Raw genomic sequence first — 10,827 nt, 5'->3', positions numbered from 1 at the left:
CACCGGACCTCGGCGAGATAGCGGTCGGTGAACGCCTTCTGCCCGGCGAGGCGGTGGTTGTGGCCGTGGATGGCCGGGTCAAGCCCGGCCATGACGGAGTGTGGGAGGGGGCGTCGGACGATCGCTACTCACGCTTCCAGCGTACGCCTCGTCACTCAAGCCCCCTCACTCACCATCCGCCGATAGTCCCGCGGATTGTGCCCTGTCCGCCGTTTGAAGAAGCGGCAGAAATACGCCGGGTCGTCGAAGCCGAGCTCGAAGGCCAGGTTCGAGATCGGCGCGGCGATGTAAGTCAGGCGGCGGCAGGCTTCGCGGGTCAGGCGGGCGTGGACGATTTCGAGGGCGCTCTGGCCGGTTTCGGCCTTGGCGAGGCGGTTGAGCCGCTCCGGCGACAGGCCGAGCCGATCGGCGTAGCGGGCGATCGGCCAGTGCTCGCGGTGATGATTTTCGACCAGCAGCAGGAAGCGCGTGAACTGATCGCGGCCGCCGCGCGCGGCGTTGCGGCTCTGGCGGTCGCTCTGTTGCGCCAGCCGCCAGATGATCGCGCGGCCGAGCCACAGCGGCACGGGTGAGCCGCCGGCGTCAGGCGATGCAAACTCATCGGCCAGATCGGCGAACAACCCGGCGATCCGCCGCATCGCGGCGCTGCCCGGCTCGAACCGCAGCACGCGCGCGCGGCCGAACAGATCGTGCAGCGCCTGTCCGGTCGCTGGCACGTCGCCCTCGATCATCGCGTGCGGCGCGAAGGTGAAGACCTGGCCGTCGGTGTCGCGCGAGAAGCTGAAGCCGTGCACCACGCCGGGAGGCACGATCACCGCGACGGGGCCCTCGCAGCGCACGCGCTCTTCATCGAGCGCAATATTCGCCGGACCGGAGTCGACCCAAAGGATCTGATGCAGGCTGCGATGGGTGTGGACGTCGATCTCCCACTGATACAGCCGGCTGCGCGACTGGATCGCCTCGACGTGCAACAGATCGACCGGCGCTGCAGGCGTTTCGCCGTACAGCGCGAAGCTGGGAATTGCTGCTTTGCGGCGGGTTTTGGCCATGGCGCCACCAAACCCCGAACGTCGGAAAAGTGCAAGTTTTTGTCGCCCAAGCGCCTCACGGCAGGAAGGGCCCGCAACTACACTGCTGATAAGGCCGCAACTAACAGCAACAACGAACCGGGGCGGCGTTCAACCAGAGGAAATCCAGCCCATGTTCAGTTTCGATCCTTACTCGCCCGTGGTCGATGCCGACCCGTTTCCGCTCTATAAGACACTGCGCGACGAGCATCCGGTGTACTGGAGCGAGCCGGCGCAGATGTGGATTCTGTCGCGCTATCTCGACGTCGCCCAGGCCGGCAGCAATTGGCAGGTGTTCTCCTCCGCCAAAGGCAACCTGATGACCGAGTTGCCCAATCGCGCCGGCGCCACGCTCGGCACCACCGATCCACCGCGCCACGATCGTTTGCGTGGTCTGGTGCAGCATGCCTTCATGAAGCGCAATCTCGAAGCGCTGGCCGAGCCGATGCGCGACATCGCGCGCGCGGCCGCCGAGGAGCTGCGCGGTCGTGACGAGTTCGATTTCATCACCGACTTCTCCTCCAAATTCACCGTGCGCGTACTGTTCGCTGCGCTCGGCTTGCCGATCGGCGACGAACAGACGGTGCGCGACAAGGCGGTGCTGATGGTGCAGAGCGATCCGGTCACCCGAGCCAAGGGTCCGGAGCATCTGGCCGCCTACAACTGGATGCAGGACTACGCGGCGAGCGTGATCGCGCAGCGCCGCGCCGAGCCGCAGAACGACCTGATCTCGCACTTCTCGATGGCCGAGATCGACGGCGACAAGCTTGACGAGCGCGAGGTGCTGCTCACCACCACGACGCTGATCATGGCCGGCATAGAGTCGCTCGGCGGCTTCATGTCGATGCTGGCGCTGAATCTCGCCGACTTCGCCGACGCCCGACGCACGGTGGTGGCCGATCCGGCGCTGCTGGCGGACGCGGTCGAGGAGTCGCTGCGCTACAACACGTCGGCGCAACGCTTCAAGCGCTGCCTGCAGAGCGACCTGACGCTGCACGGCGTCACCATGAAGGCAGGCGATTTCGTGTGCCTGGCTTACGGTTCGGCCAATCGCGACGAGCGGCAGTTTCCGGACCCCGACGTGTACAACGTCGGGCGCAAGCCCAAGGGCCATCTCGGCTTCGGCGGCGGCGTGCACGCCTGCCTCGGCTCGGCCATCGCCCGCATGGCAATCAAGATCGCCTTCGACGAATTCCACAAAGTCGTGCCGGACTACACGCGGACGCAGGCGAAGCTCGACTGGATGCCGTCATCGACCTTCCGCAGCCCGCTGCGGCTGGCCTTCGGCGTCGAACGCGCCGCAGCCGCGGCCTGATTGCTCGCGCTCCTTTGGATCGCCGCCGAACCGGGCGGCGATCCCCGGCGGGGGTGGCCGTGCCGCCGCGATCAGCTCACTTTGGTGCGCTTCGGCTCGACGATCTCGAACATCCGCGGAAACTCGTCCATCAGCGCCATCAGCTCGGCCAGCTTCATCGCGTTACCAGAGACCTTGATCCGGCCGGCCATCACGGCTTCAGGAAACGACGTCAGCTTCGCGATCACTTCATCGAGCACCGTGCGCGGCAAGGTGAACGCGGCGTCGGCGCTGCCCGACAGGCCGCTCACATAGGTCAGTGCGCTATTTTCGAGGTTGAGCGTAAAGTCTTCCGCAGTGTCGGTGAAGCTCCAGTTCAGCACGATGCGCTTGCCCTCGGCTTTGGGACCGTTGAGGCGAACGCCGAGCACGTCCCAGATCTGTGAGGTCGCGAGCGCCGCGAGCGTGTCCTTGGCCATCGGGCTGCGCGCGGGCACCTGCGGCATGCCGTGGCGCAGCTCCTGGGTGCCGAACAGATAGGCATTTCGCCAGGTCGCGCTTTCGGACTGATAGCCGAGCTGTTCGAACGTGTCGGCGAGCAGATGCCTTGCGTCCTGGTTGTCCGGCTCGGCGAACACCAGATGGCTGAGCGCCTGGGCGATAAAGCGAAATTCGCCGCGGTCGAAATCGGCCCGCGCTTTGGTCAGCAGCGCCGCGGCGCCGCCCATGTATTCGACGTACTTCTTGCCGGCGTCGACCGGCGGCAGCGGATCGAGATTCGCCGGGTTAGCGTCGTACCAGCCGAGATACTTCTGGTAGATCGCCTTCACGTTGTGGCGAATGTGGCCGTAATAGCCGCGGGCATGCCAGGCGCCGTCGAGGCTCTTCGGCAGCTGGATGGTCTCGGCGATCTCGGTGGCGGTGAGGCCGTGGTTCATCAGCCGCAGCGTCTGGTCGTGGGCGAATTTGTAGAGGTCGCGCTGCTGGCGGATCATGGTGTCGATGCGCTCGGTGCCCCACACCGGCCAGTGATGCTGGCCGCACATCGCCTCGGCCTTGCCGCCCCACAGCTGCAGCGCTTCACCCAGATACTTCGACCACGCCAGCGCGTCGCGCACGTCGGCGCCGCGGAACGGCAAGAGATTATGGAAGTTGTGGGTGCAGTTCTCAGCGAGGTTCAAAAGCTTGTAGCGCGGAATGTAGAAGTGCATCTCCGCGGGCGCTTCAGAATTCGGCGCCATCTGGAATTCGAACTCGACGCCGTCGATGGTGCGCTTGTCGCCCGTCGCTTTGATCAGGTCGGTCGGGCGCAACAGCGCGACCGAGCCGGCCGCCATCGACTTGCCGAGACCGCAATCGATCTGGCCCCGCGGGCCTTTGGCGAGCAGCGGGCCGAACTGATACATCGCCCGGCGCAGCATCGCCGGCCCGGCGATGATGTTCTCCGAAACGGCGTGTTCCATGAACAAATCGGGCGCGACGAGCGGCACACTCCGCGCCAGCGCCTCGTCGTCGAGAACGCCGCGGGCGCCGCCCCAATGGTCGGTGTGGGTATGCGTGAAGATCACCGCGGTGACCGGCTTCTCGCCGCGATGTTGGTAGTACAGCTGCAGCGCCGCGCGGGCGCCTTCGATCGAGGTCAGCGTGTCGACCACAATGACGCCGCGGTCGCCTTCAATCAGCGTCATGTTGGCGATGTCCAGCCCGCGTACCTGATAGACGCCCGGCACCACCTCGAACAGGCCGTGATGCATGTTGAGCCGCGATTGCCGCCACAGGCTAGGGTCGACTGTGGCCGGAGCAGTCTCGTAGCTGAGGAAGCGATACGGCTTCAGACTCCACACCGTGCGGCCCTGGGCCGCTGTGATTGCTGCGTCTTCGATCGTGCCGAGAAAGCCGCGTGCGGCCTCATCGAAGTCGCGCGTGTCGGAGAATGGCAGTTCGTCGAGCACCGCCTGATGCCGCGCGATCACCGGCGCGGAAGCGTCCTTTTGCGCGCGCGCCGGATCGGCGTTCGTTGCTGAGTCGGTCATGAGAGTCTCCTTGGGCGTTCTTGTCGTTAGACCGGATGCGGCGCCAGATAGGGCGAGTCGGCGATCGTCCAGGGCGGCGCTGCTTCCATGCGGAAGATCTGGCGCAGATGCACTTCATCCGGGCCGTCGCCGATGCGCAGCAGCCGGCCCCAGGCAAGCGCCTGGTGGATCGGCGTATCATCCGAGCCGCCCATCGCGCCGAACACCTGCATGGCGCGGTCGGCGATCCGCTGCAGCATCGCCGGCACCGCGACCTTGATCAGCGACACCTCGCGCCACGCGCCGTGATGACCGGCGCGGTCGAGCAGCCAGGCGCAGCGATAACACAGCAGTCGGGCCTGCTCGAGTTCGACGCGTGACTCGGCGATCCATCGCTGCACCGTGTCGTATTCGATCACGCTGCGACCGAAGGCGCGGCGCTCGGTGGCGCGCGCCATCATCAACTCGATCAACAGCTCGCACAGTCCGATCGAGCGCATGCAGTGATGGATGCGCGCCGGCCCGAGCCTGATCTGCGCGACCTTGAAGCCGTCGCCTTCCTGGCCGAGCAGGTTTTCGGCGGGCACGCGGACGTTTTCGAACTTCAGTTCGCCGATCGGCGCGACATGATCCTCGCAGCCCATCCAGCGGATCGGCCGCACCAGCCGCACGCCCGGCGCATTCATCGGGACGATGATGCAGGAGTGCCGGCGGGTGCGATCGGCGTCCGGATTGGACACGCCCATCACGATCAGGAAGCTGCAGCGTGGATGCGCCGCGCCGGTGATGAACCATTTGCGGCCGTTGATCAGGTAGTCGTCGCCATCACGCACGATCGTGGTGGCGATGTTGGTAGCGTCCGACGAGGCGACGTCCGGCTCGGTCATGCCGAACGCCGAGCGAGTCTGCGCTTCGAGTAGCGGCCGCAGCCACTGGCGTTTCTGCGCCGGCGTCGCGCAGTTCTGCAGCGCGATCATGTTGGGCACGTCGGGCGCCTGGCAGTTGAACACTTCCGAAGCCCAGAACAGCCGCCCCATGATCTCGGCGAGGGGCGCGTAATCGAGATTGCTCAGCCGCGTGCCGGGCTCGTCGTCGGCGAGTTCGGGCAGGCCGAGATTCCACAAGCCTTGAGCGCGCGCCTTGCTTTGCAACTCGGCCATGAACGGCGCCGGCTCGCGGCGCTGAACGACGTGATCGAGCCAGGCGCGGTGCCGCGGCAGCACCTCCTGATCGAAGAACACCTGCAACCGCCGCCGCCATTGTTCGGCGTGCTCGGACAGCTCGAAATCCATATTGCCTCCCTGCGAAGCGGCGGCATTGAAATGGATATCGAAATGAAATGCAAATCCGTTTCGATATCTTGACGACATTGGCAATATCGAGACATTATCCGGCATGGCCACCGCCGCGCCTCGCAAGGATCGCCCGCTGCCGCCGCCTCGCCCTCGTCGCGGCGAGGCCAACGATCCCTCCTTCGCCACCACGCTGGCGCACGGGCTCGATCTGCTCGCCTGCTTCCGCAACACGCAGGGCTCGCTGTCCAACGCCGATCTCGCGCTGCAGACCGGGCTTTCGCGCCCGACCGTGTCGCGGCTGACATCGACGCTTGCCGAACTCGGCTATCTGCGACGCGACGCCAAGGGGCGTTTCATCCTCGGGCTCGCGGTGCTGGCCGCCGCCTATCCGGTGTTGTCGGCGCTGAAGGTGAGGCAGTTGGCGCGGCCGCTGATGCGGGAGTTCGCCGCCTATGCGGGCGGTACGGTGTCGATCGCGATGCCGTTCGGCCTCGACTTTATCTATGTCGAAACGCTGCGCACGACCGATGCGGTGCCGCACGTGCCCGACGTGGGCTTCGTCAGTTCGCTGGCGCCGACTGCGGTCGGCCGCGCCCTGCTGTCGCTTTACACGTCGGAAGAATTACATGACTACGTCGCCGCCGTGAAGGCGGAGCGGCCAGACGAAACGGACTATGTCCGTAAGCGAACCTTGCCGGATGTCGAACTGTGCAAGGAGCGCGGCTTCGCGGTTTCGCTGGGCGAATGGCGGCGCGAAATCTTCGGCGTTGCCGCGCCGCTGTATCGCACGCCGACCGGCGAATGCCTGTCGGTGAATTGCGGCGTTCCCTCATTCCGCTTCAGTGCCGAGCAGATCGAGCGCGAATGCGGCCCACGGATTCTTGGGCTAGCGCGAAGTATCCGCGCTTTGGTGGCGGACGGGTAGTTCTGTGATTTGCGGACGTCGCATCAAGCGGCGCCGTCACATGGGAGGGAATGGCATGAGGAGCTCGAGGACTCTCGGCATCGCCGCGTCTGTCGCCATCACCTTGCTGTCGGCGAATCCGGCCCGCGCCGCCGACGACAATTGGCCGAGCAGGCCGATCCACATCGTAGTGCCTTATCCGGCCGGCGGCATCGTCGACATGGCGGCACGCGCCGTCACCGATCAGGTCGGCCGCGATCTCAATGCCACCATCGTGGTCGAAGCGCGGCCGGGCGCCAACAGCAACATCGGCACCGCCGCGGCGGCCCGCGCCGAGCCCGATGGCTACACCTGGCTGGTCACCGGGCCGGCCATGCTGGTCAATCCCACGCTGTACAAGGACGCCGGCTGGGAGCCGCTGAAGAGCTTCCGCTGCGTCGGGCTCGCGGTGTGGAATCAAAGCGTCGGATTGGTCTCGAAGGACTTTCCGGCCAAGACGCTCGGCGAGTTCGTTGACATGGCCCGCGCCAAACCCGACTACTACAATTTCGGCAATCCCGGCACCGGCTCGTCGATCGACCTGTCGGCCAAGAAGCTGTTCCAGGCCGCCAACATCAAGATCACCGACGTCGGCTACAAGGGCCAGCCGCAGGCGCTGATCGATCTGATCACCAATCTGATGCATTTCGAGATCGTGTCGCTGACGCTGGCGCTGCCGCACATCAAGGAAGGCACGGTGCGGCCGCTGGTGACCTTCACCAGCGAACGCATCCCGCAACTGCCGAACGTGCCGACAATCGTCGAAGCCGGCTATCCGGAAGCCGCTTACGTGCCGTGGTACGGCATCTACGTCCCGGCCGCGACGCCGGAGCCGGTGATCGATAAGATCCATGCCGCGATCAACAAGGCGCTGGAAAATCCCGAGGTGCAAAAGCGTCTGTCGATCTCCGACATCCCCGGCAAGCCGATGTTGCTGCCCGACCTCGCCAGCTTGATGAAGGCCGACCACGATCGGCTCATCAAGGTGATCCAGAGCGCCGATATGAAGCTGGGGGCAAATTGAGGGGAGTGGAAGCAGCGACCTCGCCGCGAGCACGACCTGCTCCTTCTCCCCGCGAGCGGGGAGAAGGGTGGGATGAGGGGGCGTCTCCGCGCGGCCGAGCTCATCGTCGTGATCGTGTCGGCGCTGTGAATTACCTCGTAGGCTCGGACTCGCGGAGGCGCCCCCTCACCCGACCCGGCTTCGCCGGATCGACCTCTCCCCGCGCGCGGGGAGAGGTTATGGCAGTGCTTGTATCAGATGAAAGATGGTAGTTCTCACATGACCCTCGAAGTCGACCTGTTCTGGTCGTTCCGCAGCCCCTACAGCTATCTGTCGCTGCCGAAGGCGGTGGCGTTGGTGGAGCGTTACGATTTCGTCATCAACGCCCGGCCGGTGTATCCGCTGGCGGTGCGCGATCCGACGTTCTTCAAGCGCACCGATCCGCGCTTCGCTATGTACGTGGTGCGCGACAGCATCCGCGTCGCGCAGAAGGAGGGCATCCCGTTTCGCTTTCCACGGCCCGATCCGATCGTGCAGAACATGCAGACGCTCGAGGTCGCCGCCGACCAGCCCTACATCCGGCGCCTGACGCGGCTCGGCGCCGCGGCGCAACTCGCCGGCCGCGGCCTGGCGTTCATCCGCGAAGTCAGCGCCGTGCTGTATGGCGGCCAGGTCGATAATTGGCACGAGGGCGAGCATCTGGCGCAGGCTGCATCCCGCGCCGGCCTCGATCTCGCGCAACTCGAGTCTGAAATAGCAGCCGATCCGGACAAATACGACGAAACCATCCGTTGCAACGAACGCGACCACACCGCTTCGGGCCACTGGGGCGTGCCGACCTTCGTGTTCAAGGGCGAACCGTTCTTCGGGCAGGATAGGCTGGACCTGCTGCTGTGGCGGCTGCAGCAGCACGGGCTCCAGGAGCGGGGGGCGAAGTAATAGGCCTATCGTTCGTCATTCCGGGGCGCGCGCAGCGCGAACCCGGAATCTCTGCCGTGCCGCCGAGGCCGAGATTCCGGGTTCGCGAGCTTCGCTCGCGCCCCGGAATGACGGAAGCCTGAATGTTCGTCATTCCGGGATGCGCTGCGTAGCAGCGCAGGCCCGGAATCCATGACCCCTGTGCTAATTATTGCTGCACGGACGCAGTGCCTCACGATGGCCGCAGGGGTTATGGATTCCGGGCTCGCGCCTTCGGCGCGCCCCGGAATGACAAAAGAGAGGCCCTTTACTGCCTCGCCATCTCTGCCTCACCCACGGCCTCCGCGTCCAGCTCCTGATCGGTGAACATCGACACTTCGACGCGCAGCAGTTTGCCGGTGAACTCGAACGGCGCGGTGTAGTGCGACACCGGGCTGCCACGGTCGCGGCCGATGTCGAGGCCGGACCAGGCGATCAGGGTGTGGAAGGCGAGGCCGGTTTCGAGTGAACCGGCCGGCTCGTCGTCGATCGTCAGCGTGTAGCGGCTGACGCCGGTGCGGGCGCCCTTGGCAGGCGGCTCGGTCCGGCGCAGGCGCTCGACCTTGACGCCGAGGCGGTGCGGGCCGGGCGTCAGCGCGCGATCCGACGTGACGATGTGGTGATGACTGCCGATGTTGAGGTCGTGCACCAGCCGGCCGTCTTTGACATAGAGGCTGTAGCCAGACGTCATATCGCCATGGGCGATCAGCACGCCTTCGCTGGTTTCGCCGAGTTCGACATGCGCCTCGATCGTGTAGCTGCGGCTGCGCACGTCGGGCGCGACGTCGGTCGGCACGTGGCCCATGCCGGCATGGAATACGAACTTCTTGCGGGCGCCATGGAAGCGCGCGGCGTTCTCGGCAAAACGCGGGCCGAAGCGATCGTCGAGCGGCAGCACCTTGTGGGTCTCGGCCACCTCCCACCACCGCGCGATCATCTTCGCCAGCCGCTCCGGCTCGGCCTGCGCCAGATCGTGCGTCTCGGAGAAATCGCGGTCGAGATGAAACAGCTCCCATTTGTCGTCGTCGAACGGCTTGCCGGGCGGATGATAGGCGACAGCCTTCCAGCCCTGGTGCCACAGCCCACGGTGACCGAACATCTCGAAGTATTGCGCCTTGTCCTTCGACGGCACGTCCGGCTCGGTCAGCGAGCGCGCGAAGCTGGTGCCTTCGAGCGGCATCTGCGCCAGCCCACCGATCTCCGTCGGCGCCTCGACGCCGATCAGTTCGAGCAACGTCGGCACGAGGTCGGACACGTGCACGAACTGATGGCGCAGTTCGCCGCGCGCCTTCAGCCGCTTAGGCCAGCTCACGACGAACGGATCGCGGATGCCTCCGCCGTGCGTGTTCTGTTTGTAGCGGCGCAGCGGCGTGTTCGAAGCCATCGCCCAGCCGTGCGGAAAGTTGGAATGCGAGTTCGGCCCGCCGATATCGTCGATGCGCGCCAGCTTGTCGGGCATCGGCTCGAGCCGAAAATTGTACGGACCCATCGCGTTGACGAAGCCGAGCGGGCCGCCTTCCTGGCTGGCGCCGTTGTCGGACAGCACCAGCACCAGCGTGTCGTCGCGCTGGCCCGACACCTCGAGGAAGTCGATCAAGCGCTTGAGATGCCGGTCGGCATGATCAAGCATGCCGGCGAACGCCGCCTGCAGCCGGGTGAACACGCGCTGCTCGTCGGCGCTGTGCTCGCTCCATGCTTTGACGCCGTCGTTGCGCGGCGGCATGTCGGTGTCGGCCGGCACGATGCCCATCGTCTTCTGCTTGGCCATGCGCTGCTCGCGCTCGACATCCCAGCCGTGCGCGAACGCCGGATCGTAGCTCCTGATGATGTCCATCGGCGCCTGATGCGGCGCATGGCAGGCGCCGAGCGCCACGAAGGTCATCCACGGCAGTTCGGGCCGGTCGGCGGTGTGATCGGCAATGAAGCGGATTGCCTGGTCGATCAGGTCCTCGGTGAGGTGATAGCCGGTCTCGTAAGTCCCCGGCGGATCGATCGGGGTGTTGTCGGAGACGAGTTCGGGCGCGAACTGATCGGTCTCGGCATCGAGAAATCCATAGAAACGATCGAAGCCGCGACCGAGCGGCCAGCCGTCGAACGGGCCGGTGGCGCCGGTCTCGGTCAGCGGCGTGACGTGCCATTTGCCGATCATGTAGTTGCGATAGGCGTGGGCCCGCAGCATTTCGGCCAGCGTGCCGGCCTCCTTGGCGATCTTGCCGCGATAGCCCGGATAGCCTGAGTCGAAATTGGCCAGGCAGC

At 65.7% G+C, this 10,827-nt stretch carries 8 protein-coding genes; 4 read left to right on the top strand and 4 right to left on the bottom strand.

Features of this window, described 5'->3' with window-relative positions; all coding sequences use genetic code 11:
• Positions 1 to 155 precede the first annotated feature (155 nt).
• On the bottom strand, positions 156 to 1,049 hold the full coding sequence (locus I5M_RS22775) for a helix-turn-helix domain-containing protein (protein WP_022723514.1): 894 nt from the start codon (positions 1,047 to 1,049) through the stop codon (positions 156 to 158).
• Positions 1,050 to 1,200: 151 nt separating this feature from the next.
• Here I5M_RS22775 and I5M_RS22770 point away from each other — a divergent pair, with 151 nt between their 5' ends.
• Positions 1,201 to 2,382, top strand: coding sequence for a cytochrome P450 (locus I5M_RS22770; RefSeq protein ID WP_022723513.1), 1,182 nt, complete (start codon positions 1,201 to 1,203; stop codon positions 2,380 to 2,382).
• Positions 2,383 to 2,453: 71 nt separating this feature from the next.
• Here I5M_RS22770 and I5M_RS22765 read toward each other — a convergent pair whose 3' ends face one another.
• Together I5M_RS22765 and I5M_RS22760 are read right to left on the bottom strand one after the other, a co-directional pair.
• A complete protein-coding gene (locus I5M_RS22765) occupies positions 2,454 to 4,394 on the bottom strand; it encodes an alkyl/aryl-sulfatase (RefSeq protein WP_022723512.1) in 1,941 nt (646 codons plus the stop codon).
• A 26-nt stretch (positions 4,395 to 4,420) separates the two neighbouring features.
• Positions 4,421 to 5,665: an acyl-CoA dehydrogenase family protein gene (locus tag I5M_RS22760; RefSeq protein WP_022723511.1), complete on the bottom strand. Its 1,245-nt coding sequence runs from the start codon at positions 5,663 to 5,665 to the stop codon at positions 4,421 to 4,423.
• Positions 5,666 to 5,768: 103 nt separating this feature from the next.
• On the opposite strand from I5M_RS22760, the gene I5M_RS22755 reads away from it, so the two are divergent.
• The 3 genes from I5M_RS22755 (at position 5,769) to I5M_RS22745 (ending at position 8,553) form a co-directional block, all read left to right on the top strand.
• Entirely contained in the window at positions 5,769 to 6,593 is an 825-nt protein-coding gene (locus I5M_RS22755; protein ID WP_022723510.1) for an IclR family transcriptional regulator, read from the top strand.
• 55 nt (positions 6,594 to 6,648) lie between these two features.
• Positions 6,649 to 7,635: a tripartite tricarboxylate transporter substrate binding protein gene (locus tag I5M_RS22750; protein WP_159104026.1), complete on the top strand. Its 987-nt coding sequence runs from the start codon at positions 6,649 to 6,651 to the stop codon at positions 7,633 to 7,635.
• A 258-nt stretch (positions 7,636 to 7,893) separates the two neighbouring features.
• On the top strand, positions 7,894 to 8,553 hold the full coding sequence (locus tag I5M_RS22745; RefSeq protein ID WP_022723508.1) for a 2-hydroxychromene-2-carboxylate isomerase: 660 nt from the start codon (positions 7,894 to 7,896) through the stop codon (positions 8,551 to 8,553).
• A gap of 286 nt (positions 8,554 to 8,839) precedes the next feature.
• Here I5M_RS22745 and I5M_RS22740 read toward each other — a convergent pair.
• Positions 8,840 to 10,827, bottom strand: a 1,988-nt coding sequence (locus I5M_RS22740; RefSeq protein WP_022723507.1) for a sulfatase-like hydrolase/transferase, incomplete at its 5' end; no start/stop codon positions are given.

This window comes from Rhodopseudomonas sp. B29 (assembly GCF_000333455.1).
In the GTDB taxonomy this organism is placed as follows: domain Bacteria; phylum Pseudomonadota; class Alphaproteobacteria; order Rhizobiales; family Xanthobacteraceae; genus Rhodopseudomonas.
Note: the sequence above shows the minus strand (reverse complement) of the source record. Positions and strands in the feature narration are given on the sequence as shown.

Excerpts from the sequence above, each read along its gene's own strand:
- I5M_RS22775 (WP_022723514.1), bottom strand. The coding sequence starts at position 1,049 with ATGGCCAAAACCCGCCGCAAAGCAGCAATTCCCAGCTTCGCGCTGTAC.
- I5M_RS22770 (WP_022723513.1), top strand. The coding sequence starts at position 1,201 with ATGTTCAGTTTCGATCCTTACTCGCCCGTGGTCGATGCCGACCCGTTT.
- I5M_RS22765 (WP_022723512.1), bottom strand. The coding sequence starts at position 4,394 with ATGACCGACTCAGCAACGAACGCCGATCCGGCGCGCGCGCAAAAGGAC.
- I5M_RS22760 (WP_022723511.1), bottom strand. The coding sequence starts at position 5,665 with ATGGATTTCGAGCTGTCCGAGCACGCCGAACAATGGCGGCGGCGGTTG.
- I5M_RS22755 (WP_022723510.1), top strand. The coding sequence starts at position 5,769 with ATGGCCACCGCCGCGCCTCGCAAGGATCGCCCGCTGCCGCCGCCTCGC.
- I5M_RS22750 (WP_159104026.1), top strand. The coding sequence starts at position 6,649 with ATGAGGAGCTCGAGGACTCTCGGCATCGCCGCGTCTGTCGCCATCACC.
- I5M_RS22745 (WP_022723508.1), top strand. The coding sequence starts at position 7,894 with ATGACCCTCGAAGTCGACCTGTTCTGGTCGTTCCGCAGCCCCTACAGC.